This window comes from Exiguobacterium sp. SH3S3 (genome assembly GCF_004337115.1).
GTDB classification, from domain to species: Bacteria; Bacillota; Bacilli; order Exiguobacteriales; family Exiguobacteriaceae; genus Exiguobacterium; species Exiguobacterium aurantiacum_A.
In genome coordinates, this window is sequence record NZ_SJUU01000002.1 from 83,498 (window position 1) to 109,104 (window position 25,607).

The window sequence follows — 25,607 nt, forward strand, 5'->3', positions numbered from 1 at the left end:
AATAAAAACCTCCTAGGGGATGTATTACATTTACACACAGAAAACGGGGGGTCGATTGACCTGATCCCGTCTCTGTGGAGTTCACTGTCACTCGTTAAATCGAAAGTTGGTTCGACAGGTCGATCAACTTCATGTCAAGCGTATGCTTGTTATGGTCGAGCGCCTCGTCGATATCGAGGTCCATCATTTTACCGCCACGGATTCCAACGACCCGTCCAGCTTTGCCTTCTAACAGGATTTCAACGGCGTAAGCGCCCATCCGGCTAGCAAGCACGCGGTCGGCGGCAGTTGGTGAACCACCACGTTGGATATGTCCAAGGATCGTGACACGTGTTTCCGAGTTTGTCTGCTCAGCAATGAGCTTACCAATCTCTTCGGCACTGCCAGCTCCTTCAGCAACGACGACAATCGAGTGTTTCTTGCCGCGGGCAACACCATGGTTGATCCGCTCCACAATCGCACTCAAGTCTTCAGGACGTTCTGGGACGAGGATCGACTCCGCTCCACCGGCAAGACCGGCGTAAAGAGCGATGTCACCCGCGTCGCGACCCATCACTTCAATGACATACGTACGTTCATGTGAAGAAGCCGTGTCACGAATCTTGTCGATCGCATCGAGCGCCGTGTTGAGCGCTGTGTCAAATCCGATCGTCGTGTCCGTTCCCGGAATATCGTTGTCGATCGTACCAGGTAGTCCGATTGTCGGGAAACCGAGATCCGTCAACTTCTGAGCTCCACGGTAAGAACCGTCTCCGCCTACGACAACGAGCGCATCGATGTTGTATTTCTTCAACTGTTTGACCGCTTTAGCCCGGCCTTCTTCAGTTCTAAACTCTGGGCAACGGGCAGAACGTAAGAACGTTCCTCCGCGTTGAATGATATCGCCGACTGAACCTAGGTTCAATTCAACGAGATCGCCTTCAATCAAACCTTGATAGCCGTTATACACGCCGTACACTTCTAGACCTTCAAAAATTGCTTTTCGGGTCACTGCACGGACTGCAGCGTTCATTCCGGGGGCGTCTCCCCCACTTGTCAATACCGCAATTCGTCTTAAATTCACGTCACTCACCTCTTATGTGTTTTAACGAAATCTGAAATAAAAATACCATGTCTGACCTTTGTTTTACAACACAAGTATGTGAAAAAAATGCATGGGGTACCGTCGGAAGCAGTCATTTCGTGAGTCGTTTAACGTGAGCCTCAAGCGGTTGTTACCGTTTTCACGAACCAAATGTGCCAATTTGATGATATTTGGCAGCGCGCCCTTGCAGCAACTCATCACGCGAGCGTTTCACCAACTCACTGACGTGTTGTATTAATACAGGCTTCAAGAGCGAAGACTGTAGTGACACATCGATGTGAGCTCCACCAAACACTTCCGTCACAATCTCATCGACAATCCCTAAATCGAGCAAATCTTGTGCTGTAATCTTCATCGTTTCAGCGGCCCGTTCCGCCAGCTTCGCATCTTTCCAAAGCAGTGCTGCCGCACCTTCTGGCGAGATGACCGAGTACGTGCTGTTCTCGAGCATGAGCAGCCGGTCGCATACACCGATGCCGAGCGCTCCTCCAGAACCGCCCTCGCCGATGACGACAGAAACAATCGGGACTTTTAACGTCGCCATCTCAAACAAGTTGCGTGCGATCGCCTCACTTTGTCCGCGTTCTTCGGCCGCCTTACCCGGGTAAGCACCTTTCGTGTCAATGAACGTGATGACCGGCCGGTTGAATTTCTCGGCCTGCTTCATGAACCGTAACGCTTTGCGATACCCTTCCGGATGAGGCATGCCAAAGTTTCGCAACATGTTCTCTTTCGTATTGCGGCCGCGTTGATGGCCGATGATTGTCACCGGGACACCGTCGAGCGTGGCAATCCCCGCGACGATCGCCGCATCATCATATCCGTGGCGGTCGCCATGCAGTTCAATAAAATCCGGGAACAGCTGATCGATATAGTCGAGCGTCGTCGGCCGTTTCGGGTTCCGTGCCAATTGCACGCGATCCCACGGTTTCATATTCCCATAATTGTCTTTTTCTAATCGGTGGAGCTTCGTCTCGAGATGGCGGATCTCCCGGGATAGGTCGATCCCTTTCGTTTCCGCCATCTCGCGCAACTTTACGAGTTGTTCGTTCAATTCTTTCGTTGAGTCAAACATGGTGTGCCCCCCCGTCATGTAAATCGATGATGTTCTTTAAGAACGAACGCATCTGTTCACGATGAACGACGGCATCGAGTTGACCAGCCTCTAGCAAGAACTCAGCAGTTTGGAAGTTGTCTGGTAATTTTTCACGAATCGTCTGTTCAATGATTCGCCGTCCGGCGAAGCCGATCAACGCACCCGGTTCGGCGACGTTCAAGTCACCGAGCATGGCAAAACTAGCCGAGACGCCCCCTGTCGTCGGATGGGTCAAGTAGGCGATATACAGCAATCCGGCCTCGTCATGTTGCTTGAGCGCGATGGACGTATTCGCCATCTGCATGAGGCTGACCATCCCTTCTTGCATGCGCGCACCGCCTGAAGCGGTGAACAACACGACAGGTAACCGTTCCGCGGTCGCAGTCCGAACGGCTGAAGCGATTGCTTCCCCGACATAAGCCCCCATCGACCCCATCCGGAAGCGCGCGTCCATGACACAGATGACGGCGTGACGGCCAGAGATCATTCCGCGGCCGCAGACAATCGCCTCTTCAATCCCAGTTCGTTCCCTGTCTTTTTTTAATTTTTCTTCATAATCTGGAAAATCGAGCGGATTTTCTTTCACGCGCGGTCCAGCAAATTTCACGAATGAGTTCTCATCAGTGAGCAATCGAATCCGCTCATCTGCACTGAGCGGGAAATGGTAGCCACAATCGCACACTTTATGGTGTTCGTTCAATTGTTTCGTATAATGCATATATTTACAGGATGGACATTTCGTCATCAATCCTTGTGGTGCGTCAATTTTCGGTTCTCGTTGACGCAACGGCATGTATCGTTTTGGTTTCTTGAAAAAAGCAGTCATCGCTTCCCCCTCGTTCATTCCGGCATCCTCACCTTGCGCCACATCTCCAATAATTGTGTTCGTTCTTCGATCGTATACAGTTCACCTGCGTCCGTCCCGTCATAAAATCGGTTCACTTCACTCCAAATTCGAATGAAGAGCTCATTGCCTAGGCCTAGAATCAGCTGTTGTCGGAACTCGCGGTCATTCGCTAAGTTCACTTCGAGCAGCTTGACCCGCTCCGGTGTCGGCTCGACTTCAGAGAACGCCAGGCGCTCAAGCAACCGCAACACGTCGACGATGTCGGACGCTTTCGTCTGTTTCGTGACGATAAACTCAGACAAGATCTCGATGTAGCGGTGCCGATCTTGCTCGCACAAAAACGTCCCGCCCCCGTGACGCGTCTCCACGATCCCAAGAAAGCTGAGGGCCCGAAGCGCCTCTCGGACCGAAGCGCGGCTGATTGAAAGCGTCTCGGCAAGTTCACGTTCGGATGGAAGACGGTCGCCCGGCGCGAGCGATGCCTGAACGATCAACGATCTAATTTTAGAAATGTTTTCGTGAAATGAGGATGCGTATTTTCCATGCATCTGACCGTTCAACTCCTTTTCGGATGGCATTTTCTTTAAAGTGGTCAGACCAATCAAACAGATTATACCACTTTTTATGACTTGGTACTAGTTCCCGTGCTGGACGTTTTTGAATCGACCCGCTTTAAGACGACGTCCGCTTCCCCGAACCGGTTCTTCAAAGCGGTCATGAAGGATTCCGTCGGATTGACCGAGTAAGCAGACGCCAATTGCTTCACCTCTTTTGAGTCGGAGAAGCGACAAATTACCGGGACGTCCCCACTTGCTGTATGAAGGAGTTCTTCGAGCTCGGCGAACGATTCACGGCGAAGTCGGACGAACAACGCTTGACCGTTTAACGGCCGTACCCGCTCCACGACGAGTTGAATCCGCCCGTCCCGTTCGTTTGGATGAACCTCGAGCAATAGGACGTTCCCGACATAGAGCGAACGTGCGTAGTTTGCGAACACGCGCGGGAAGATGACGACCTCATCTTGCGAGACCCCGTCATCGACCATGGCGACACCCATCTCCTCGTTTTTCTTCGTCTTAAACGTCCGGATCGCATCGACGTAAACGACGATAAACCCTCTGTCGCCGCGCAACACTTCCTCGATTGTGGCCGTGTCCACTGGAAGGGGTGCCACCGTCGTCAAAGGTGAGTGGACGATCCACGTCCCGAGCGCCTCGCGTTCTTCCTCCGACCAATTCGGTTCCGGCATCTCGGTCCGTTTCAAACCGAGGGCCGACAGTTCATCCGGGAGCAAATGTGTCCCCGTCTCTTCCCGCAAGCGTTCCACAGCCCGGAAAGCTTGGCTCCGCTCCCCGTGGTACATACGGTCTAACGCCCCGGAACCGAGCAGACGGCGCAATTTCAACTGATCTTTCGCTCCCCAGTCCATCAGCTCCACGAGTCGTTTCACATCGGTGAACTGATCGTGATGCTCAATCAATCGTTCCACGTCCCGCTTCGTCAATCCTTGAATCGCCTTGAGGCCCAGACGGACACCCGGACCTTCTAGAAACGCTCCCGCTTTCCCGTGCAAGACGTCAGGAGGATAGACGGGGATTTTCCCTTTCCGGAGCATGCGCACGAGTTGATTCGTCTTATCATACGTCACGAGATAAAAAATGCGTTCAAAGTGAGCTTTCACATACGCCAATCGATAACTGATCAAACTATAGGCGACGGCGTGCGACCGGTTGAACCCGTAGCCCGCGAATTTTTCAATCCATGAGAATACTTGTCGCATCGAATCCATGTCGTGCTTCGCCGTCTTCTCCAAAAAACGGATTTTCTCGACCTCGATGGCGGCCATATCCTTTTTAGCGATGGCTCGACGAATCAAATCGGCCTCGGCGTATGAATATCCGGCGAGTTCGCGCAACAACTTCATGACTTGTTCTTGGTAGACGAGCACGCCTTTAGTCGTCTCCATCACTTCGCCAACGATCGGATGGACCGGCTTGTACGGCATCCCGTGCTTACGCTTGGCATACGTCTCGATGAACTGCATCGGTCCAGGGCGATAAAGCGACATCGTGACGACGATATCTTCAAACTCGGTCGGCTTCACTTGCCGCAGCGCCTGCTTCATCCCGTCCGACTCAAACTGAAAGACGCCGTCTGTATCGCCTCGTGCGAGAACGCGTAACGTCCGGTTGTCATCGAGCGGGATCGATTTTAGGGAGAATAGTGAATCGGTGTCACGAATCAACATCTCCATCTCGCGCAATCGTGTCAAGTTCCGGAGGCCGAGCAAATCGATTTTCAGCAGTCCGAGCGCCTCGAGATCCTTCATATTATATTGCGTCACTTGACCCCCGTCCGTCGGTTGAAGCGGCGTTACCGTGTCAAGCGGATCTCGGCTCAAGACGATCCCGGCCGCATGGATCGACGCTTGCCTCGGCAAACCTTCCAATTGAGACGCGATCGTCAACAAGTGCGACCGTTTTTGACTTCCGGCAAACCACTTCATTTTAGTCGGATTGTTCGTAATGCCCGCGATTCCGTCGTCCTTGACTTGTTTACTCGCAGCCTGGCCTTCTTCAAGCGTCATCCCGAGAGCACGCGCTACGTCACGCAGCGCCGCCTTCGCACCGAATGTGGCTAACGTACCGATTTGAGCGGCGTGATGCAGTCCATACTTATTAAGCACGTACTGGACGACCTCGTCTCTCCGTTCGTCTTCGAAGTCCAAATCGATATCCGGCATGCTGATCCGTTCCGGGTTCAAGAAACGTTCGAATAGCAAATCGAAGCGAACAGGGTCGACTTCTGTGATATGGAGCGCGAAACTGACGAGCGACCCGGCCGCTGAACCACGACCTGGACCGACTTCGATGCCCTGCTCCCTGGCGAAGCGAACGATGTCCTCGACAATCAAGAAGTATGAGGCGAACCCCGTACCGGCGATGACGTCAAGCTCGTACCGGGCCCGATCGATATACGTCTCGGTGAGCAAATCAAGTGCTTTCAATCGCTCCGCGACGAGACGTTTGAGTCGATCGACGGCATCAGGCAGTTCCGGGATCGCGGCAGTCGCGGCCGGAATATGCGCTACCGATGCAAGTTGTTCGAATCGCGCGAGTTCCTCGAGCTCCAAGGGTTCGAACCAGTCGTTCATCTCGCTCGGAAGCCGCACATACTTGCCTTTTTGATGAACGTCCTCTTGGGAGATGACCTCGCCTTCCCCGATTGCGACGATGGCACGATACGCTTCAAAATCTTCTGGTCGCATATAACACGTCTCTGGCGTCGGCACTAAACGAACACCGAGTTCTTCGCGCATCCCCCGAAGCTGTTTGACGATGAGCGTCTGTTCGGTCGTCTGCGGAGCAGGCAACCCGAGCCATAACCGCTCTTCTGCCACAAAGCCGAGGATACGGTTAAACAAACGACGTCGGTGGACCGGGTCACTCGTTTTCCAATTCTCAGGTAAGATGACGACCGATAAATCCGTCGGTTCGGTCAATCCGCCTGCCTCGACGATGCGATACAGCTTTGGAATATCTAGGTCGGTCATCGCATACACGAGCACGGCCAACTCGAGCCCATCGACATGAAGGCTCGTCCGTAGACCGATGACCGGCTTGACCGCATAGCGTTCGCATAGTCTCACAAATTGAGGAACGCCATAAAACGCGTCATCTGCGACCGCGACCGACTTACTCCCCCGCTCCGCCATCGAGGCGACATATTGCTCTAGGCGAATCGTGCTATGCATCAAGCTAAACGCTGATCTTACATTTAAATGGAGCACAAGCGCCCCCCTCTCTTTTTTCTTAATTGTCAAACTCATCTCGATGCTTCTCTGATACAATAATTATAGACAAAACGAATGATAAAAGGGGGTAAAAGCGTATGATTATTAATCGGGGTAAAATCGCGCGCGACAAGTTAGAACTTTTACAGAACGGACAGACCGTATTTGCCGACAGTCCTGAAATTATCGAACGGCTGCGCAAATACATTACCGAGTACCAACTAGACGTCGTCGAAGACGTCACCGATCGCGGCACGTGGTTCATTCCACAAGACGACGATACAAAATGAAGAGAGCTGACCGCGGTCAGCTCTCTTCATTTTCAAATTCGAACGGTGCGGCCACTTCTTCTAGTGCGGCAATCACATCGTCCATTTCTTCCCACGTGTCAATTGTCGCACCGGCTGCCATCGGATGCCCGCCGCCACGGTAACGTTTGGCGACTTCATTGATGACCGGGCCTTTCGAGCGGATACGGACACGAATCTCATCTTTGTTCTCGACGAACATGACCCAACATTTCAACCCCTCCAGTCCAGAGAAGCTGTTGACGAGCAACGATGCCGCTTCCGGCGTCGCATGAAACGTCCGGAGCACGTCGGCGTCGATTTTGACATATCCGACGCCAGCCTCTGTCACTTGAACGTTTTGCAGGACGTAACCTTGCAGTTGGAGTGTCGCCAAGTTCGTCTTATACATTTGGCGGTACAAGCGGTTCGTGTCGATGCCGTAACTGATCAAGTCAGCAGCGATCTCAAACGTGTGCGGCGTCGCGTTCCGGAACTGGAAGCGTCCCGTATCACCGACGATACCCGCGAAAAGTAAGAACGCCGACTGCTCATCGATAGCCAAGCCCCATATCCGAGCGAGCTCGGCCACAATCTCCGACGTCGAACTGACCGTCGTATCGACGATCTGATGTGTCGCATACTCGTCTTCGTCAGGATGGTGGTCGATCTTGACGACGGTCTTCCCTTTCAAGGCGTATGGTCCATCGATTCGTTCGTGGTTCGCTGTATCAAGCACGAGGACGAGCGCCTCGTCATACATCTCCGGCTCCACGTGTTGCATCTTCCCTAAAAATTCGAGGTCGCGGGCGATCCCGCCGACGACGTAAACGTGTTTATCCGGGTAAGCCCGCTCGATGATTCGCTTTAAGCCGAGTTGACTTCCGAGCGCGTCTGGGTCGGGACGGACGTGTCGATGGATCATAATCGTGTCCGCCGCCTCGATTAACTTCAATATCGTTGTTGCTTCAGGCCAATGTGCCATGGTCGTTCCTCGCTTTCTTGATGTCCATTCTATGGTATGATGATAACAGATTATACGTTTGAAAGGGGTTTCTCACTTGAGTCAATTAATCATGATCGGACTCATCTTGTTCTCACTCGGTGCGTATTTGGTCTATAAACGTCGGGCCTTCTTGACGAAGACGCCGTACCGGAAAGCGTTGTTCAACACGCAAGCGCTCATCTGGCTCAGCTTGTTTTTGGCGCTGTTCGCCATCAACCAGATGCTCGGCGGCCTCGGCCTCAATTCGACCATCGGCTGGATCGTCAGCATCGTCATGCTCGTCCTCGGGCTTGGCAACGCAATCGTCGGGATCATTCGCTATCGCAAGATTTTCCCGAAGGCGTCTGAAGAACCAATCAACCAATCTTAATATGTAAAACGAGCTGATGACATCATCAGCTCGTTTTTCTTTACCGGTCGATCAGTTGCGCTGTGACGAGCGCTTTAGCGACGAGTTGTGTCCCTTGTGTCATCTCGACGTCGACTTTCCCGAACTTTCGTCCGAGGTCGAACACGTTCGCCGAGACGCGGATTTGGCTCTCGATTTGAATCGGTTTCATGAAGTAGACCGTGATATTCTCGACGACAAGGTCGCCTTTTTTCATATGCCGCAAACTCCGGGTCGCCCCTTCGACTAGAAGCGTCGTCAAGACTCCGGACGACGCCGTCCCCATGTGGCTCGTCATTTGAGGTGCCACTTCGACCGTGAACGCCGTCCCGTTCGAAGTCGGATCCTCTTTCAACTGATTGGTGATCATATTATCAAACGTCTCACCGACTTGTGGTTGCCGGTTCGCGAGCTGAAGCGCCTTTAGGACGTCTTGACGGCTGATGATGCCGAGCAGGCGACCGTAGTTGTCGACGACCGGCAACATCTCGATCCCTTCCCATACCATCTGGTGGGCCGCATTCGTGACACTTGTCTGAACGCCGGCCGTGATCGGGCTTTTCGTCATCACTTTTTCGATTTCTGTATCGTGCGGCCGATCGATGAGATCTTTGGCGGTGATGACGCCGACGACTTTCATCTGGTCGTCGATGACCGGGTAACGGTTGTGCTTCGTCCGTTCATTGAGTTCGTGCCAACGTTTGACCGTATCGTCCACTTTTAAATAAAACGTATCGTGTAACGGAATGACGATATCCGAGACGAGCAGAATTTCCTTTTTGATCAAACGGTCATAGATGGCGCGGTTGATCATCGTCGCCACGGTAAAGCTGTCATAGGAAGTCGAGATGACGGGCATGTTGTACTTATCCGCCATCCGTTTCACTTCGTCGGTCGTATCGAATCCACCGGTGATCAGTACGGCCCCGCCTGATTGCAAGACGAGTTCATGCGCTTTCTCCCGGTTCCCGATGATGACGAGCGAGTCGACGTCGATATATCGCATCATCGCTTCGAGCTTCATCGCCCCGATGACGAACTTAGATAGCGTTTTATGCAGGCCGTCGCGTCCGCCGAGCACTTGACCATCAACGATGTTGACGACTTCGGCAAATGTCAGTTTTTCAATGTTCTCTTTATGTTTGCGCTTGATGCGGATCGTGCCGACCCGTTCGATCGTTGACACGAACCCCAAGTTCTCCGCTTCTTTGATGGCCCGATAAGCCGTCCCCTCTGATACCGCAAGTTCTTTGGCGATTTGGCGAACGGAGATTTTAGACCCGACATCGAGCGACTCGATATGTGCTATGATCTGTTCATGTTTTGTTGTCATGTCACGAGTCCCTTTCCTCAATACATTTTCTGTCATCCTCAGTATACTGTATCAGTGAACCTTGTTCAAACTGTACTACTGAAAATGCAACATTTCCTTTCCATTTTGGAAAACGCTATAATGAACGAGAAAGCCACTGAACAAGAAGGAAGGGAATCGAGTTGAATCAACGAACCAACCACATTGCACAATCTTTGGCCACGAAAGGGCTAGACGCCGCGTTTGTCACGTCAAAAGCGTCCGTCTTCTATTTTTCAGGAGTATACGCCGAGGCCCATGAACGTTTGATCGCTATCCTAGTACTGAAGAACGGGACAACGGCGCTCGTCTGTCCGGCCCTTGAAAAAGGAATCGTCGAAGCGAGCGACTGGAACGGTGAGATCGTGACGTACATGGACCACGAGAATCCGTGGGACAAGGTCGTCAAACTGTTTCTCGACCAACAAATCATTCCGGAACGAATCGGGATCGAAGGCGAGCATTTACCGTATAACCGCGTCGAACAACTTCGTGCCGGGTTTGCCGGACTTTCAATCATTGATTTGACGGAAGAATTACAAGCGCTCCGAATGATCAAGTCGACAGATGAGATCCGGGTCATGAAACGGGCGGCCGAACTTGCCGACATGGCAATCGAAGCCGGCATCCGCGCGTTGCGTGAAGGGGTGACCGAACTTGAAGTCATCGCCGAGATCGAATACGCCATGAAACGGCAAGGTGTCCGTGAGATGTCATTTGACACACTCGTCTTGTTCGGTGAAAATAGCGCCGATCCGCACGGTGTGCCTGGCAACAACCGACTTAAAAAAGGTGACTTCGCCTTATTCGATCTCGGTGTCGTCTGGCAAGGCTACTGTTCAGACATCACCCGTACCGTCGTCTACGGTGAGGCGAGCACGAAACAGCGGGAAATCTATGAGACCGTGCTCCGGGCCGAAGAAGCCGCCATCGAGATGGCGAACGTCGGGACGACGCTCGGCTCGATCGATATCGCCGCCCGCCAAGTCATCACGACGGCCGGATACGGGGAATACTTCACCCATCGCGTCGGCCACGGTATCGGGATCGAGGTTCACGAGTTCCCATCGATGGCAGCCAACAACGATATGACGGCCCAGGTCGGTATGACGTTCACGGTCGAGCCAGGCATTTATCTCCCCGGTGTCGGCGGCGTCCGGATCGAGGACGATATCGTCATGACGGAAAGCGGACCAATCTTGTTGACGAGCTTCCCGAAGACGTTACAAGAAATTTGAAAAAGGTTGACTAACACAGTCAAATTCGCTCGTCCTTCCGGCGCCAACGCTATCCGCAGGCAATCCCGGAGCCGCAGTACCATCGGACGAGCAAAGCAAACGGTCGCCCTCGGGCGGCCGTTTCACATTCTACCGCGGACGAGAACGACCGTTACATAGCATTTCTTCAATTTTATGTCGGGCAGAGCGCCTCAAGGTCTTCGGACATAATAAAAGACGAACGAGATCGCTTTTAGCGACCTCGTTCGTCAACAGCTTGAGGTTAAAGGCATACGCCTTCAACCTCTTTTTCAATAGAACAGGCGCCACATCACTTCGCGCTGCGGCACTTCGTCACGCTCCATCTTGTTCATGAAAGACGGTTTATCGTACAGGATCGTCTTAGCGAGGACACGCAGTCCCGCCTCATCCCACTGCAGCACTCCGTAGCGGGCCAAATCGTCTTTGGCGACGCCGAGCGCTCCCGGATTGAAATACCGTTTGCACTCATCTTGAAACGCGTGGACCGGGTGATGGTGACCGAAACAAACGACGTCCGCCGCGTAATCACCAAATAAGCGCTGCATGTTCGGAAGCGTCGCTTCGACGATGTCATGAAACGGCTCGTCGACGATCGATGCCTCACGTTTTTCAGTCGGGATGTGGTAATGAATGCCGTATATATGCTCCCTGCCTATCGTTTGCTCGATCGTACGAGGCAATTTCATAAGCGCATCGGCGTAGTCAGGGCGCAACGTTCGTGCGACCCATTCGTGATGTGGCCGCGTATGGGCATAACTTTCGGGATGCCCTGTTCCGGCGAGCAGTGAGAGGACGGCTTCATCGTGGTTTCCCGTGATCATCTTGACACCTCGGTCGAGGAGTCGCGCCATCACTTCGTTTGAATCTGGCCCCATCGCGATCATATCGCCGAGACTCCAGATGTCATCGATCCCTTGACCGTCCAACTCGTTCAAAACCGCGTCTAACGCTTGGACGTTCCCGTGAATGTCCGTCAAAATGGCCAACTTCATATGAAGCACTCCTTACTTTCGATATTGGTGGACGACGTTGACGCCTCCGGTCACATCGATGACCGCCCCGGTGACCATGTCCGAGTCCCGCGCGAGCAAGAACATGATCATTCGCGCGATGTCTTCGCCGGTCCCATGCCGACCGACCGGTGTTTGATCATCCGGTTCAGCGGATTCGATCCGCATCTCTTTCTGCGCACCGACGATGTTACCAGGATTGATCATGTTCGCCGTGATACCGTGCACCGCTTCCTCGAGCGCGACCGTCTTCGTCAAACTGACGAGACCGGTCTTCGCGGCAGCAAAGGCGGACCGATGCAACCAGCCCGGTGCCGTCGCACTCTCAGGGAAGCCATACGTGATGATACGACCGAATCGCTTCGCCCGCATATCCGGAATCGCCCGACGCATCAGCCAAAACGAGGCGGACAAGTTCCCGGTGATCACTTCGTCCCACTCCTCGTCCGTCAAATCAACGAGACATTTCCGTTCGAAAATATACGGACCCGCGTTCAAAATCAAAGCGTCCGGCTTACCGAACTTGCTCACCGCCTCGTCATAACCGGCCGTCACCGCTTCTCGGTCCGTCAACGGCGTCTCGATCATATGTAGCCGTTCATGCTCCCAATCAATCGGTTTTCGTTGAAGCACGCTGACATACCAGCCCTCCTCCAACAGTCGTTCCGTCACAACCCGGCCGATCCCTTTCGCACCAGCCGTGATGACTACGTGTTTCATCGTCATCCCTCCTCTGTATCATCTTACCCGTTCCATCTATCGATTTCCAAACTTCAACCTGTTCCGTAAGAAAGTTGTGAAAATTTCATCCATTCTCAAAAGAACCGAGCGTGAATTTCCAGTGAAGTGGTATACTATATATGTAAGCCGCACGTACATTTCAAGCGAAAGGTTGGGATTTACATGGCAATTGTCTACAAACATATCCTTTCTGCCGTCGACGGCTCGAAAGAGGCGGAACGTGCATTCGAAACAGCAATCGACGTCGCCCTTCGAAACGACGGAAAACTGTATATCGGTCACGTGATCGATACACGGACGTTCGCAACGGTCGAAGCATACGATCGGACGATTACCGAACGTGCAGAAACTTATGCGAAAGAACTGCTCGACGACTATGTCAATCGGGCCAAAGAACGTGGTGTCAAAGAAGTCGAAACGGTCATTGAATACGGTTCGCCTAAAGTGACGATTGCGAAAAAAATCGCACCGAATCACGAAATTGACCTTATCATCTGTGGAGCGACCGGCTTGAATGCGGTCGAACGCTTCTTTATCGGTAGCGTATCCGAGAGCATCGTCCGGTACTCGAAGTGCGACGTCCTGATCGTTCGTCAATAATTTCATTAAAAAAGAGTCATCGCGTTTGCGATGACTCTTTTTTATTGGCTTATAAGACTTTGACCGTGACCGTCTTGCGGCCAAAGTTGATGGCCGCACTTTGCGAGTACATGAGAATATCGATCTTATGTCCTTTGATGGCGCCGCCTGTGTCAGCCGCCGTGTACGTACCCATTAACTTCCCACCGACATACACTTGTACTTTAGAACCAAGCGGGATGACGCGCGGGTCGACAGCGACGACGTTATGTCTTTGTGTACGCACGTTCCATCCGAGTGCCGTCTTACCTGAACACCCTTTGCAGTATGGTGTGTAGGCAGAAGCGTTCATCGTATACGATTTCACGTTCGCTTTCGCAACCGGTTTAACGGTGCGTAAGTATTTGGTTGCGATCCAACCGGCCTTACCTTTATAGTTGACGCGAATCCAAGCCCCTTTTGTACCAGTGCGTTGGAGTTGTTGTCCTTTATTGATTTTTCCGAGTACCTTACCATTAATCGTAGCCGCTGAGCGAACGTTTAATCCATTCACTTGGCTTTTTACATAAATTTTAGAAGACGCCTCTACTGGTTGTTGCGGTAAAAGCATGGCGAATGTCATGACCGTCAGTAATAAGACCGTTCCAATTTTTTTTAACATGAGGTTCGTCCTTTCCCAGTCGGTTTGTTTTGTCGTTTTTCATAGTTGTCAGTTCTTGGTGATTGTTACGTTTAAACATAAACACGATGCGTCAAGACGAGTAATGTTTCGTCCAGATAACTATATGACGAAACAACCGGACGTGCGTTTACAACTAAAATTCATTTGAGTGACACTAAAATTACAGAAGTGTTACAAAAGCGGACTATTTTAACGAGAGATGACAACTTTACAGAGATACCACTTTTTACGTCATATTAAATTCCAATTTTTGGTTGTAATATAACTCAAACGTTACAAACGTATCGTTTTTTGACTCTTTTTATTACAGCGCGCGTCTCCCGGATAATCCTTTAGACACAATTTCCCCGGATGAACTATGACAAAAGAACTAAAAAAAGTCGCGCTGTTCGAATGAACAGCGCGACTAGAGAGGTTAAATTGTGTGGATTAAGCGTGTGCTTCTACAAGGTTTGCGATCCGAACTGTATCGCGGGCGATGACCAATTCTTCATTCGTCGGAATGATGATGACTTTGACCGGCGAATGCGGATAGTTGATGAACAACTCTTTGCCGCGTGCTCCGTTGTTGAGCGATGGATCCCAGTAGACGCCCATGAATTCAAGCCCACGCAAGATACGCTCACGAATGACGTCAGAGTTTTCACCGACACCCGCCGTGAAGATGATGGCATCGACACCGTTCATCTCAGCAGCGTACTGACCGATGTAACCGTGAATCCGGTTCGAGAAGATTTTAAGTGACACTTCAGCCCGGTGGTTACCTTCTGCTGCAGCTTGTTCGATGTCACGTAAGTCACTTGAAATACCCGAGAGACCGTAAACGCCTGATTCTTTGTTCATGACGTTCAATACGTCTTCAGCCGACTTGCCCGTTTTTTGCATAAGGAACGGGATGAGGGCCGGGTCAAGTGATCCTGAGCGCGTTCCCATCGTGATTCCTTCAAGTGGCGTGAAGCCCATCGTCGTATCGATCGAACGACCGCCGGCAACCGCCGCGATTGACGCTCCACTGCCGAGATGGCATGAGATCAAGCGCAAATCTTCGAGCGGACGACCGAGTAGCTCAGAAGCACGTTGCGTGACATATTTGTGGCTCGTCCCGTGGAAACCATATTTTCGTACTCCGTGTTCCGTGTAGTACTCGTACGGGAGGCTGTACAGGAAGTTTTCTTCCGGCATCGATTGGTGGAAAGCCGTATCAAAGACGGCGACTTGCGGTACGTTCGGCAAAATCGTTTGGAACGCACGAATCCCAGTCAAGTTAGGCGGGATGTGAAGCGGTCCGAGTTCGACGAACGATTCGATGTTCTTCATGACTTCCTCATCGATCACGACTGAATCCGCGTACAGTTCTTTCCCGTGAAGAACACGGTGCCCGACACCCGAAATTTCATCGAACGAAGCCATGATTCCAAGGTCAATCAATTTTTCGAGCGCAAGCTCGACCGCTTCTTTATGTGTGTGAAGCGGCGTGACGACGTTGAACTTTTGCCCTTCGCCGTATTTAATAGTAAAGATCGCATCGTCTTTTCCAACGCGCTCGACGAGACCAAGCGCGAGCATGTTCTCAGATGGCATCTCGAGAAGTTGGAACTTCAGTGACGAACTACCTGCGTTGACTGCCATAATTTTTGTCATGTCATACACCTCTTACCTTTCGATTTAAACACGTTTCTTTATCTGTTCTCTTTAAAACCGATAACTGTATCATAATGAAGATACTTGATATGGCATATGTTTTTCAAGTCTTTTGCCCAATAAATATTATGTTGTTTTAAACCATTCATCAATCTGTTTCACAATATTGGCAACAGCTCGCACGTCAGTGAACGATGGTAACTCAACGAGGAGCGCTTGTTTCGGCCGTGTAACGCCCTCTCCTTGCTTCTGTAAGATGAGGATACTCTTCGCATACCGTTCATCTTTGAACATCGTTGTCGGTAGTTGGAGGACACCCTTCACGACCGCTTCTCGGTCCATCCACTGTTTTAATTTCCCTTCATCATCCTGTTCAAACAAATTGTTCGGGATGACGAAGACACCATGGCCTCCCGGCAACGTATGCCGCATCGCCTGCTCGATCATCAAGAAGTGAGAATAGGAATGACCTTCTTCTCGCTTCAACTCATAACCGCTCGCCACTTCGTCGTTCGGATAATAACCGATCGGCAAATCGACGAGTGTGAGGTCACTCGGCTCGACGAACAGCGGTGCAAGTGCGTCTTGATGGAAGTAAGAAACCGGCTTTTTGAGTAAATTGCTAATCGCATATGACAAACGAAGCATCAATTCATCGACTTCGACGGCTTGTGCGGTGGCGTCCTTCACTTGCGATAAAATGGCGTGGACGAGAGTCCCGGTGCCGCTTCCGAGTTCAAGCACGTTCGCTCCGTCTTTGACGAGCTTCGTCGCCAAATATCCGATAAATAAGCTGACTGCGTCCGGTGTCGGTTGATGGTTCGGCGGAAGCGTTGTCGTCTCTTCAAGCACAAGCAGACTCACTGCCTTGCGCACGTCATCCGGTTTCTCCGATTCAACGTCGACTCGCTCAAACACTTCGATCAATGCTTCGAGCGGCAATAAATCAAGGTCGGCCACCAATTTTTTCGTTTCTTTCTTCCAATCTCGGTACAATTGTTCAAATCGTTCCATAGTCGTTCATCTCCTCCATACAAAACCGGCTCTCGTTTCGAGAGCCGGTTGGTTAACTACAATATAGTGTAAGCTATTCGTCCACGTTTCGCCAAGTGAATCAGTTTGCCGCGTCGAACGCTTCAAGCGCCGCGTCAAAATCGACTTCGTCTGTCATCTCATCCATATACTGAACGTATTGGATAGTTCCTTCCGAGTCGATCACGAAGACTGACCGGGCTAGCAAACGAAGCTCTTCCATGAGCACGCCGTACGAATGCGCGAACGACTGGTCGCGGTGATCTGACAACATGATGACGTTATCGAGACCTGACGCCGCACACCAGCGTCGCTGGGCGAACGGTAAATCGTTCGAGACGGTCAATACCGTTCCACCGAGCGATGCCGCGTTTTCATTGAACGCACGAGTTTGCGTGTCGCATAGTCCTGTATCGATCGATGGGACGACACTAATCAATTTCTTCCCTGGGTAAGACGCGAGCGACACTTCTTCGAGTGCAGTCGTGAGGGCGGTGAAATCGGGTGCAGCATCTCCCACTTTCACTGGATTCCCTTGCAATGTGACTGTATTCCCTTTAAATGTTGGCATCAAATCATCCCCTTGTTCTGAATTTTACTTCTTCATCATATCGATGGTGCCGTCACGAAGACAAGCATCCTGCTTCAGACGGCCTGATTGTCATTTTCCCTATATAGGACGCCTAAAACAAGTTATAATGAGAAGGACACAATTGACAAAGGGGATGATTTAGATGAGAAACAACGTGTATCTGCACCATCGTAACGTCAACGAGTTCACGAAAGAGGTAAAAAAATTAAGAGAAATCGGGGAGAAACATGGTTTCAACATCATGGACCGCCCGGAAGATGCCAACATCATCGTCGCCATCGGGGGAGATGGCGCGTTTTTACAGGCCGTCCGTTACACCGGGTTCCGTCAAGACGCCATCTATGTCGGTTTTGGCCGCGGCCTCAACGAATTTTACTGTGACTTCGATATACATAAACTCGACGAAGTCGACCGTTTATTCTCGGATAACTCTGCCCGGATCGAAGCCGGTCTCGAAGTACGGAAATATCCGCTCTTATCCGCTTCGATTAACGAATCGTCGCCACTCCTCTGCCTGAACGAGGCATCGATCAAATCGAGTATCATCAAATCGCTCGCGATCGAAGTCTACATCGACGACCTCCACTTCGAGACGTTCCGCGGGGATGGCATGGTCGTATCGACACCGACGGGATCGACCGCCTACAATAAATCGTTGAATGGCGCGGTCGTCGATCCGCTCATCCCATGCATGCAAGTGAGTGAAATCGCTTCGGTGAACAACAACCGTTACCGCACGCTCGGCTCAGCATTCATCGTCCACGCATCACGCAAGCTGTCGCTCCGCATCGTTGAAGACGGAAACGATTATCCGATTATCGGCATGGATAACGAAGCGCTTAGTCTGAAATATACAGACCGGATCGACATCGAATTGTCGGACAAGGTCGTCAAAACGGTCAAGTTGAAAACCAACTCGTTCTGGCACAAAGTGCAACGCTCTTTCTTCTAAACTGACAAAGGCTAGTCGTCCATCGCGGACGACTAGCCTTTTCTCATGCTTTGATGACGTCCGCCTCGTAGACGGGCGAACCGTCGACGACGGTCATGACAAGTCGGTTGTTCAAAATATCTTGTCCGTTCAAGTCAAAGAAATCCTGCTCCCACACAGTGAACGTCGCGTTATAGCTTTGAATCAACAGGCCGTCACGGCCATGTGTTCCGGTCGCGACACGCGGCGAGTAGGTGAAACTCCGTAGCGCCTCGTACATCGATAGACGCTCGGACGGATTCAGTGCACCCGACGCTTCAAACGATTGTCGTGTCACAGCGGCATAGAGCCCCTTTCTAACATCGACAGAAGAGATCGGGGCATCACTACCCCCGAGTACGAGCGCACCCGTATCGAGCATCGATTTGAACCGATACGCGTCATCGACCCGCTCGTTGCCTAGACGGTCGAACAACAAGTCCATATCATCCGACAAAAAGACCGGTTGCGCGTCGATGAGGACCGGCAACGCACTGATACGTTTCAACAGCGAATCGTTCAATAGCGAAGCGTGGATGATGCGGTCGCGCGTCCCTCGTTTCGCCGGATACTTCTCGAGCAGCGTGATGAACTGCTCAGCCGCCGCATCTCCGATGACATGAGCCGCAACGTTCATCCCGTATGAGCGCGCTTTTTTGACGAGCGCCTCGAGGTGGTCCGGGCGGTGGACTTCGATCCCGCGCTGTCCGACTTCATCTGCATACGGCTCAAACAAGAGCGCCGTCCGGCCGCCGAACGAACCGTCGACGAAAATCTTCATCGCCCCGAAGTCGAAGCGCAGGCGCTTCGCAAGCGCATCTTTTTGTAGCAATTGATCAACGACTTGTTCATGGACGAGCAGATGGGCATGGAACGGAAGTTCTTGAAGTACATCTTCATATGCTTGAATCGTCTCGAGCGGATCTCCGTGGTAGAACAAGTCTTCCGTGTGGGCTCCGACGATCCCATGGGCGAACAACGAGTCGACGGCCCGACGGATCGAGGCGACGTTCTTCTCACGATTTCCGCCGAGCTCTTTATGGAGCAGATCGAGCGCCGCATCGTACAACACGCCGTTCAATTTCCCGTCGTCATCACGTCCGAGCTTCCCGCCTTCAATGACGGTGTGATGAATGAGGCCTAAGCGCTCGAGGCCTTTCGAGTTGACGACGGCGACGTGGCGACAGACGCGCTTCAAGACGACCGGGCGATCCGGAATGACGGCATCGATCATCTCACGTGTCGGCATCTGTCCGAGCAGACGATCGTTAAAGCCTTCAGCGACGATCCAGTCGTCCCCTCCCGACTTCGCTTTCATCGCTTCGAGCAAGGCGTTTAAATCCGTCGTCTCGGTCGCGTCGATGCGGTCGAGCGCCTCGCCATATCCGATCAAGTGAATGTGCGAGTCTGTAAACGCCGGATACACGCTCTTCCCTTCGAGGTTCACAATCTGTTTGATCCGGCCCGCGTATGTACGGCGAAGATGACCTTCCTCCCCGAGTTTCAACACGCGTCCGTGCTCGACATACATCGCCCGTGCCATTTCATGTTCTTTGTTCAGCGTATAGATCTTTCCGTTTACCCAAAGCGTTCCCATCACAAAATTCCTCCTCGATTCAAAAAAGATTGACGTCTACGTTAATTCCCGTTTACGTCAATCTTCATGCATAGATTATTTTCGAAGCATATCTTGTTGTTCTAAACCTTTTTCAACACGTTGACGGATCTCGCGAGCCGCTCCTTCGTCGAAGCGCCCGAGCACACGTTCACCGATTTCGACGGCCGTACCGTACTCGCCGTGTAAAAACTTGTTCTCAGCGAGCGTCAAGGCGACATGCACCTCGTTATCACGACGACGGTACCGATTCGCATACTGGAGCAACTGTTCCGCATACGTCACTTGCCGGAGCAGTGCTTTGACGCGGTCACGGAAGTTATCCATCGTTTCCTCGACATCGTGACTGAGGCCGACGATATACGTCATGTTGAACGGTGCCTTCTCGAACTGTTCATCTAGCGACTGCACCCCTTTTTGAAGTTGTCGCATGTCACTCGTCAAATCAGTCGGAACGACCGGCATCGCGCTCTTCGCCAAGAGGCGACGGTGAGCGGACAATTCCTTCTTCCATGACTCGAGTTTATTTCGAACTTCGAGCTCTTCTTTACGAAGCGAGTTCGTATTTTCGATAAACCGTTCATGCATCGCACCGAACTGGTCGAGTGACCGTTTCGCATCTTGCACTTTTGATTTGATCAGACTGAACGGAATCACCTGAGCGACGAGTGCTTGTTCGATATCGAGGACGTTCGCAGCGAGCACCGCACGTTCCCGGTCCAATTGTTCGAACTCCTCACCGACCCGGGCATTGATTTCATAGTTGCTGACAAGCCGCGACATCTCTTGGTGAAGGCGCGTCATCAATTCGTTCGTCTGACGTTCGCGTTCTTTGACCCCAGCAAACTCTTTTTTTACGTACTGCCTTGCATCGACCTCGGAGCTGAACGCCTCGAACAATTGATCGATATCCGAACTGAGTTGCTGCATGTCCGTTTCAAAGTGTTCAAAATCAAGCTGTTCGATCCGAGTCATGAGCGCGAGACGGCGGTCTTCTGCCTGCTCGATCTCTTCGACTAAACCGAGCGTCTCGAGGGCGTAGCCATCCATCTGCATTTCTTTATGACCCGCACGCAGTTGATTCAGTTGGTGCTTTAAGTCAAATTGAACCGTCCGGACAAACTGGGGAATCACTTGAACGAGTTCACGGATCTTCGTCACCTTTTCAGACAGGACTTGGCCGGCCATGAACGCCTCTGAGACTTGTCCTTCTTGCTTGAGCGTCATCATCTCGGTCCGTTTCGATTCCGCAACAGCGATTTCGGTTTCGACGAGATCGTACGTCGGGCCAAAAGCGCTATTTTGAGAAATGAGCGTCTTGCGGAACTGATACAGTTCTTTCTCGTCTTTTTTGACGATATCTAGCAGGGAGGCATGATGGTCGTTAAACTCCGCCATCTCATCGAGCATCGCGTGAACCATCGATTCGAGTTCTTCGATCACCTGTTCGGTCGCAGCCAAGTCTGATTTGACTTTAAGGAAACGATATTTGTCGAGGTCTTCCTCTGAACGGTATAACGCCTCATCGATTTGACCCGTGTGGACGCTGACGAGTTCATCCCATGACTGGTGCCAGCGTTCGAATTTTTCTTTCGTTTCGCCTTCCATCGGCCACTGTTTGAACTTTTGAAGCTCGGCCGGGACACTCGCACTCAGGATGCCTTGTTTTCGCATATCCAAATCATCAATTTTCTGGTAAAAACTTCGTCTAGCTAGCATACTACCTAACATTGCTCCTAGAGCGATGACAATAATTCCAATTAAAATTCCGTATATTCCGTAATCCATCTCTGTAACAACCTCCAAGCCGCTTTCGTGGACTTATGTATCTTTAAGAAGAAAATGAAGTATTTTATAAGTATAGATATTAATAATCATATTATAGAAACAATGTTTTGCATAGGTTTTCCAACGGTTTAGGGAGAGAATGTTATTTTCCGCGAAATTCTTTTTGGGAGACAAAATAAAAAAATGCGTGTACCATGATGCTAATCTGAAATACATCTTGATATAGGAGGGAAACAAATGTTCCAAACTACTACTTACTCTGGCGACCTGGCCGCCGGCTATGACTTACTTAACAAACAACTCGCTGCCCTGCTCGAAGGAGAGACGAACCAAGTCGCTAACCTTTCGAACGCGAGCGCTCTGCTCAACCAGTTTCTTGACCGCATCAACTGGGTCGGCTTCTATTTGACTGACGGTGACGACAGCCTCATTCTCGGACCGTTCCAAGGTCTTCCTGCTTGCGTCCATATCGCCTTCGGCAAAGGCGTCTGCGGCACCGCCGCCTCGACACAAGAGACACAGTTGATCGCCGACGTCCACCAATTCCCAGGCCATATCGCCTGTGATGCGGCCTCGAACTCTGAAATCGTCGTCCCGCTCATCCGTGACGGCAAAACGATCGGCGTCCTCGATATCGACAGTCCCGAGTTCGATCGCTTCTCAGAAGTCGATCGCCAAGGCTTAGAGCAATTTTGCCAGACATTACTTCGCTTCATCTGATTGACAAGCTGCTCGATCCATCGTATACTGATTTTTGTGCATGAAATGACGATAGCAGTCCTAGACAGACGTATCCACCTTTCGGGCCTCGACTGAGTCGGAGGAGCATCTTGTAGCTTCGCTATCAAGTGAAGGTGCTTGAACCTAGAAAGGGGCGTCACCCGTCTTTGACACCGTTGTTCTTTTGTGCAAAATACATGAACAACAAGGAGGAGTCCAATCATGGCTCGTTACACAGGTCCAGCTTGGAAACTCTCGCGTCGCTTAGGCATCTCGCTTAGCGAAACGGGTAAAGAATTAGCAAAACGTCCTTACGCACCAGGCCAACACGGCAATGGTCGTCGTAAAATCTCTGAATACGGTCTTCAGCTTCAAGCGAAGCAAGCACTCCGTCACATGTACGGAATCAACGAGAAGCAATTCCGTCGCATCTTCAACGATGCTGGGAAAATGCAAGGTATCCACGGTGAGAACTTCATGTTCTTGCTCGAGTCACGCCTTGACAACCTCGTTTACCGTATGGGCCTCGCTCGCACACGTCGTGGAGCACGCCAACTCGTCAACCACGGTCACATCCAAGTTGACGGTTCACGCGTAGACATCGCGTCTTACCGTGTAAAACCAGGTCAAGTCATCTCGGTTCGCGAAAAATCGAAAACTTTCAAAGCGATTGCTGAAGCTCTTGAAGTAGCACCAGCTACAAAAGAATTCATCACGTTCGACGCTGAGAAACTCGAAGGTACGTACGTACGTATCCCTGAGCGCGCTGAATTGAACGACCAAATCAAAGAGCAACTCATCGTTGAGTACTACTCACGTTAATGCTTTTATCCCCTTCTCTCGAGAAGGGGATTTTTTTATATCAAGATCTGTTCGCGAATCCGGCCCATCTGCGTATCGAGCGCGTCCGCCATTCGGGCCGCCTCGATGAGCTCTTGCCGTGACGTCTCGGGGATTTGATGCTGATATTTATATTGAAGCTTATGTTCGGTCGCCGCCCAAAAGTCCATCGCGAGCGTCCGAATTTGAATCTCGGCCGGCACCCAGATGACACGTTCCGCCAAGTACACTTTCGTCCGCACAATCAGATGGAGACTGCGGTAACCGCTCGGCTTCGGATGTTCGATATAGTCTTTGATGACGTCGATCTGTAAGTCGTCCCGCTTTTTCAAGTGATCGAGAATCGCGTAGATGTCATCGCGGAAACTCGTGACGATCCGTACGCCGGCGACGTCATAAATATTGTCCCATAACGCTTCCACTTCGAGTGGGAGCTGTTTTTGATTCATCTTCCGAATGATCGACGGCAACGTCTTCATCCGCGTCTTCACGTGCTCGATCGGCGAATAGCCGAGTCGGGTCTGCCAATCGAGGTCGATGATGCCAAGGTCGCTCTCAAGCTCCGTGATCGCCATCTCGTAATAGCGGAACCGTTCCCGCCACTGATGAAACTGTTCGCCAAAAAACTCTTCGATATCCATTAGACGTCCTCCTCGGTCTCTATATTTGAAATGGTATCAGACCACACCTGATTTGACACAACAAAAAAGTCCATGTCCGCAAACTTTGCGGACATGGACGGATCGGTTAGACGTGACGAATCACGAAGTATTTCTTTTTGCCTCGGCGGATGATTGTGAAGTCCCCGAGCGTGTCTTCACGCGTGACGAGCTTGTCGAGCGCTTGCTCGCGTTCCCCGTTCAAGTAGATCGCTCCGTTTTGGACGTCTTCGCGCGCTTGACGTTTCGATGGGGCGATTTTCGCCTCAACGAGAAGATCGACGAGATTGCGTTCGCCGTCGAGTTCGAATTGCGGCATCCCTTTGAACGCGGCATCCATATCCTCGGGCTCGAGCGTCTTCAGATCACCGCTGAAGAACGCTGTCGTGATGCGTTCCGCTTGGTCAAGACCCGCCTCACCGTGGACGAGCTTCGTCATTTCTTCGGCGAGACGGCGCTGTGCCGCACGTTTTTCAGGTGCTGCCGTCATTTCCGCTTCGAGCGCGTCGATTTCTTCATGCGTCATGAACGTGAAGTACTTGATAAATTTGATGACGTCGGCATCGTCGACGTTGATCCAAAACTGGTAAAACTCGTACGGTGTCGTCTTGTCCGCGTCGAGCCATACCGCACCACCGGCCGTCTTCCCAAACTTCTGTCCGTCCGACTTCGTGACGAGCGGCACAGTCAGACCGAACGCCTTCTCCGAATGGCCGAAGCGACGGATCAATTCAAGCCCGGCCGTGATGTTGCCCCACTGATCGCTGCCGCCGACTTGGAGGCGGCAATTCTCTGTCTCGTACAACTTCAAGAAATCAAACGATTGGAGCAACATGTATGAGAACTCCGTGTACGAAATCCCGTTTTCCATGCGCGAATCGACCGAGTCTTTCGCGAGCATGTAGCTGATCGGGAAGTGCTTGCCGATGTCACGTAAGAAATCGATGATCGACAGCTCTTCTGTCCATTCATAGTTGTTGCGGATCGTGATCGGGTTCTCCCCTTCGAGCGGGAGGAAGCGGCTCAACTGATCTTTGATCCGGTCCGAAAATTCTTTGACCGTATCGAGCGTGTTGAGCGAGCGTTCGTCCGACCGTCCTGACGGGTCGCCAATCATCCCGGTCGCGCCACCGACGAGCGCGATGACGTGGTGCCCCGCCTCTTGGAAACGCTTCAACGTCAAGATCGGTAGCAAGTGTCCGATATGGAGCGAGTCCGCCGTCGGGTCGAACCCTGTGTATAGTGTCGTCGGTTTAACGAGTTGTTCCCGAAGTCCTGCCTCATCCGTCATTTGGTTGACGAGCCCTCGAAATTCTAAATCTTTTAATAGTTCCATGTTTTCCACTCCTTCAATTGACATAAAAAACGTCCCTTCTCAAATGAGAAGGGACGGAGATTCCGCGGTACCACCCTAATTGCCACAGCCGTGGCCACTTAAAACGAGAGATAACGGTCCCAACCCGGCCGAATGGCACGCTCCAAAAGTGTAATTCATCGTTGACATTGGCTAGTTCACAGCACCCACTAGCTTTCTGGACAAGCGGTCAACCGACTACTTCGTTTTTTTCATCGCGTCTACTATTATTGACTACGCTATCCATTTTATAAGTTCCGTTTCCTCGTTGTC

General features: G+C 51.6%; 24 protein-coding genes and 1 other annotated feature. Of the genes, 7 read left to right on the forward strand and 17 right to left on the reverse strand.

The window, feature by feature from the left end; translation table 11 throughout:
• Positions 1 to 94: 94 nt before the first annotated feature.
• The 5 genes from pfkA to dnaE all read right to left on the reverse strand — a co-directional run bounded on the left by pfkA (position 95) and on the right by dnaE (position 6,817).
• The gene (gene pfkA, locus EVJ28_RS02180) at positions 95 to 1,063 is read right to left on the reverse strand and encodes a 6-phosphofructokinase (RefSeq protein WP_131456068.1); all 969 of its coding nucleotides are present in this window, start codon (positions 1,061 to 1,063) and stop codon (positions 95 to 97) included.
• A gap of 160 nt (positions 1,064 to 1,223) precedes the next feature.
• Entirely contained in the window at positions 1,224 to 2,159 is a 936-nt protein-coding gene (gene accA, locus EVJ28_RS02185) for an acetyl-CoA carboxylase carboxyl transferase subunit alpha (RefSeq protein WP_131456066.1), read from the reverse strand.
• Positions 2,152 to 3,006 carry an acetyl-CoA carboxylase, carboxyltransferase subunit beta gene (accD, locus tag EVJ28_RS02190; protein WP_071397830.1) on the reverse strand — a complete coding sequence of 285 codons (855 nt, stop codon included), beginning with the start codon at positions 3,004 to 3,006 and terminating at the stop codon, positions 2,152 to 2,154. The genes accA and accD overlap by 8 nt, the downstream gene beginning before the upstream one ends.
• A 14-nt stretch (positions 3,007 to 3,020) precedes the next feature.
• On the reverse strand, positions 3,021 to 3,521 hold the full coding sequence (locus tag EVJ28_RS02195; RefSeq protein ID WP_236634011.1) for a FadR/GntR family transcriptional regulator: 501 nt from the start codon (positions 3,519 to 3,521) through the stop codon (positions 3,021 to 3,023).
• A 128-nt stretch (positions 3,522 to 3,649) separates the two neighbouring features.
• Positions 3,650 to 6,817: a DNA polymerase III subunit alpha gene (dnaE, locus tag EVJ28_RS02200; RefSeq protein ID WP_236634012.1), complete on the reverse strand. Its 3,168-nt coding sequence runs from the start codon at positions 6,815 to 6,817 to the stop codon at positions 3,650 to 3,652.
• A gap of 101 nt (positions 6,818 to 6,918) precedes the next feature.
• Here dnaE and EVJ28_RS02205 point away from each other — a divergent pair, with 101 nt between their 5' ends.
• Positions 6,919 to 7,110, forward strand: a complete 192-nt coding sequence (locus EVJ28_RS02205; RefSeq protein ID WP_016508471.1) for a YtzJ family protein — start codon at positions 6,919 to 6,921, stop codon at positions 7,108 to 7,110.
• A gap of 16 nt (positions 7,111 to 7,126) precedes the next feature.
• Here EVJ28_RS02205 and EVJ28_RS02210 read toward each other — a convergent pair whose 3' ends face one another.
• Positions 7,127 to 8,092 carry a DHH family phosphoesterase gene (locus EVJ28_RS02210; RefSeq protein ID WP_070326931.1) on the reverse strand — a complete coding sequence of 322 codons (966 nt, stop codon included), beginning with the start codon at positions 8,090 to 8,092 and terminating at the stop codon, positions 7,127 to 7,129.
• 76 nt (positions 8,093 to 8,168) lie between these two features.
• Here EVJ28_RS02210 and EVJ28_RS02215 point away from each other — a divergent pair, with 76 nt between their 5' ends.
• Positions 8,169 to 8,483: a YtpI family protein gene (locus EVJ28_RS02215; protein WP_236633359.1), complete on the forward strand. Its 315-nt coding sequence runs from the start codon at positions 8,169 to 8,171 to the stop codon at positions 8,481 to 8,483.
• 40 nt (positions 8,484 to 8,523) lie between these two features.
• Here the strand turns inward: EVJ28_RS02215 and EVJ28_RS02220 are convergent, their stop codons facing one another.
• On the reverse strand, positions 8,524 to 9,834 hold the full coding sequence (locus tag EVJ28_RS02220) for a DRTGG domain-containing protein (protein WP_070329497.1): 1,311 nt from the start codon (positions 9,832 to 9,834) through the stop codon (positions 8,524 to 8,526).
• Positions 9,835 to 9,995: 161 nt separating this feature from the next.
• Between EVJ28_RS02220 and EVJ28_RS02225 the strand changes: the two genes are divergently transcribed.
• Complete coding sequence (locus tag EVJ28_RS02225; protein WP_071397827.1) at positions 9,996 to 11,090, forward strand: M24 family metallopeptidase; 1,095 nt, start codon at positions 9,996 to 9,998, stop codon at positions 11,088 to 11,090.
• A gap of 290 nt (positions 11,091 to 11,380) precedes the next feature.
• On the opposite strand, the gene EVJ28_RS02230 is transcribed toward EVJ28_RS02225, so the two are convergent.
• Positions 11,381 to 12,103 (reverse strand): metallophosphoesterase family protein, encoded by a 723-nt coding sequence (locus tag EVJ28_RS02230; RefSeq protein ID WP_131469741.1) that lies wholly within the window; start codon positions 12,101 to 12,103, stop codon positions 11,381 to 11,383.
• Positions 12,104 to 12,115: 12 nt separating this feature from the next.
• The gene (locus EVJ28_RS02235) at positions 12,116 to 12,841 is read right to left on the reverse strand and encodes an SDR family oxidoreductase (protein ID WP_131469742.1); all 726 of its coding nucleotides are present in this window, start codon (positions 12,839 to 12,841) and stop codon (positions 12,116 to 12,118) included.
• Positions 12,842 to 13,024: 183 nt separating this feature from the next.
• On the opposite strand from EVJ28_RS02235, the gene EVJ28_RS02240 reads away from it, so the two are divergent.
• Positions 13,025 to 13,462 carry a universal stress protein gene (locus tag EVJ28_RS02240; protein ID WP_016508455.1) on the forward strand — a complete coding sequence of 146 codons (438 nt, stop codon included), beginning with the start codon at positions 13,025 to 13,027 and terminating at the stop codon, positions 13,460 to 13,462.
• A 49-nt stretch (positions 13,463 to 13,511) separates the two neighbouring features.
• Here the strand turns inward: EVJ28_RS02240 and EVJ28_RS02245 are convergent, their stop codons facing one another.
• The 4 genes from EVJ28_RS02245 to tpx form a co-directional block, all read right to left on the reverse strand.
• A complete protein-coding gene (locus EVJ28_RS02245; RefSeq protein WP_131456055.1) occupies positions 13,512 to 14,102 on the reverse strand; it encodes a 3D domain-containing protein in 591 nt (196 codons plus the stop codon).
• Positions 14,103 to 14,552: 450 nt separating this feature from the next.
• Positions 14,553 to 15,764, reverse strand: a complete 1,212-nt coding sequence (locus EVJ28_RS02250) for an acetate kinase (protein ID WP_131456053.1) — start codon at positions 15,762 to 15,764, stop codon at positions 14,553 to 14,555.
• 126 nt (positions 15,765 to 15,890) lie between these two features.
• Entirely contained in the window at positions 15,891 to 16,778 is an 888-nt protein-coding gene (locus tag EVJ28_RS02255) for a class I SAM-dependent methyltransferase (RefSeq protein WP_071397832.1), read from the reverse strand.
• 100 nt (positions 16,779 to 16,878) lie between these two features.
• Entirely contained in the window at positions 16,879 to 17,367 is a 489-nt protein-coding gene (gene tpx, locus EVJ28_RS02260; protein WP_071397833.1) for a thiol peroxidase, read from the reverse strand.
• Between the two features lie 163 nt (positions 17,368 to 17,530).
• Between tpx and EVJ28_RS02265 the strand changes: the two genes are divergently transcribed.
• A complete protein-coding gene (locus EVJ28_RS02265) occupies positions 17,531 to 18,340 on the forward strand; it encodes an NAD kinase (RefSeq protein WP_070329489.1) in 810 nt (269 codons plus the stop codon).
• A 43-nt stretch (positions 18,341 to 18,383) separates the two neighbouring features.
• Here EVJ28_RS02265 and EVJ28_RS02270 read toward each other — a convergent pair whose 3' ends face one another.
• A complete protein-coding gene (locus tag EVJ28_RS02270; RefSeq protein WP_131456050.1) occupies positions 18,384 to 19,955 on the reverse strand; it encodes an amidohydrolase in 1,572 nt (523 codons plus the stop codon).
• 75 nt (positions 19,956 to 20,030) lie between these two features.
• Positions 20,031 to 21,761: a septation ring formation regulator EzrA gene (gene ezrA / locus EVJ28_RS02275; protein WP_131456049.1), complete on the reverse strand. Its 1,731-nt coding sequence runs from the start codon at positions 21,759 to 21,761 to the stop codon at positions 20,031 to 20,033.
• 237 nt (positions 21,762 to 21,998) lie between these two features.
• On the opposite strand from ezrA, the gene EVJ28_RS02280 reads away from it, so the two are divergent.
• On the forward strand, positions 21,999 to 22,481 hold the full coding sequence (locus EVJ28_RS02280; protein WP_070329486.1) for a GAF domain-containing protein: 483 nt from the start codon (positions 21,999 to 22,001) through the stop codon (positions 22,479 to 22,481).
• Positions 22,482 to 22,703: 222 nt separating this feature from the next.
• A complete protein-coding gene (gene rpsD, locus EVJ28_RS02285) occupies positions 22,704 to 23,303 on the forward strand; it encodes a 30S ribosomal protein S4 (RefSeq protein WP_016508465.1) in 600 nt (199 codons plus the stop codon).
• A gap of 35 nt (positions 23,304 to 23,338) precedes the next feature.
• Here rpsD and EVJ28_RS02290 read toward each other — a convergent pair whose 3' ends face one another.
• Positions 23,339 to 23,962 carry a GTP pyrophosphokinase gene (locus tag EVJ28_RS02290; RefSeq protein WP_070329485.1) on the reverse strand — a complete coding sequence of 208 codons (624 nt, stop codon included), beginning with the start codon at positions 23,960 to 23,962 and terminating at the stop codon, positions 23,339 to 23,341.
• Positions 23,963 to 24,068: 106 nt separating this feature from the next.
• Positions 24,069 to 25,316, reverse strand: a complete 1,248-nt coding sequence (tyrS, locus tag EVJ28_RS02295) for a tyrosine--tRNA ligase (RefSeq protein ID WP_131487915.1) — start codon at positions 25,314 to 25,316, stop codon at positions 24,069 to 24,071.
• A gap of 46 nt (positions 25,317 to 25,362) precedes the next feature.
• Positions 25,363 to 25,559, reverse strand: a binding site (T-box leader).
• Between the last annotated feature and the right edge of the window lie 48 nt (positions 25,560 to 25,607).

Coding starts and splice junctions, on each gene's coding strand:
- accA (WP_131456066.1), bottom strand. CDS start 2,159: ATGTTTGACTCAACGAAAGAATTGAACGAACAACTCGTAAAGTTGCGC.
- accD (WP_071397830.1), bottom strand. CDS start 3,006: ATGACTGCTTTTTTCAAGAAACCAAAACGATACATGCCGTTGCGTCAA.
- EVJ28_RS02205 (WP_016508471.1), top strand. CDS start 6,919: ATGATTATTAATCGGGGTAAAATCGCGCGCGACAAGTTAGAACTTTTA.
- EVJ28_RS02210 (WP_070326931.1), bottom strand. CDS start 8,092: ATGGCACATTGGCCTGAAGCAACAACGATATTGAAGTTAATCGAGGCG.
- EVJ28_RS02220 (WP_070329497.1), bottom strand. CDS start 9,834: ATGACAACAAAACATGAACAGATCATAGCACATATCGAGTCGCTCGAT.
- EVJ28_RS02230 (WP_131469741.1), bottom strand. CDS start 12,103: ATGAAGTTGGCCATTTTGACGGACATTCACGGGAACGTCCAAGCGTTA.
- EVJ28_RS02235 (WP_131469742.1), bottom strand. CDS start 12,841: ATGAAACACGTAGTCATCACGGCTGGTGCGAAAGGGATCGGCCGGGTT.
- EVJ28_RS02240 (WP_016508455.1), top strand. CDS start 13,025: ATGGCAATTGTCTACAAACATATCCTTTCTGCCGTCGACGGCTCGAAA.
- EVJ28_RS02245 (WP_131456055.1), bottom strand. CDS start 14,102: ATGTTAAAAAAAATTGGAACGGTCTTATTACTGACGGTCATGACATTC.
- EVJ28_RS02250 (WP_131456053.1), bottom strand. CDS start 15,764: ATGACAAAAATTATGGCAGTCAACGCAGGTAGTTCGTCACTGAAGTTC.
- EVJ28_RS02255 (WP_071397832.1), bottom strand. CDS start 16,778: ATGGAACGATTTGAACAATTGTACCGAGATTGGAAGAAAGAAACGAAA.
- tpx (WP_071397833.1), bottom strand. CDS start 17,367: ATGCCAACATTTAAAGGGAATACAGTCACATTGCAAGGGAATCCAGTG.
- EVJ28_RS02265 (WP_070329489.1), top strand. CDS start 17,531: ATGAGAAACAACGTGTATCTGCACCATCGTAACGTCAACGAGTTCACG.
- EVJ28_RS02270 (WP_131456050.1), bottom strand. CDS start 19,955: ATGGGAACGCTTTGGGTAAACGGAAAGATCTATACGCTGAACAAAGAA.
- ezrA (WP_131456049.1), bottom strand. CDS start 21,761: ATGGATTACGGAATATACGGAATTTTAATTGGAATTATTGTCATCGCT.
- EVJ28_RS02280 (WP_070329486.1), top strand. CDS start 21,999: ATGTTCCAAACTACTACTTACTCTGGCGACCTGGCCGCCGGCTATGAC.
- rpsD (WP_016508465.1), top strand. CDS start 22,704: ATGGCTCGTTACACAGGTCCAGCTTGGAAACTCTCGCGTCGCTTAGGC.
- EVJ28_RS02290 (WP_070329485.1), bottom strand. CDS start 23,962: ATGGATATCGAAGAGTTTTTTGGCGAACAGTTTCATCAGTGGCGGGAA.
- tyrS (WP_131487915.1), bottom strand. CDS start 25,316: ATGGAACTATTAAAAGATTTAGAATTTCGAGGGCTCGTCAACCAAATG.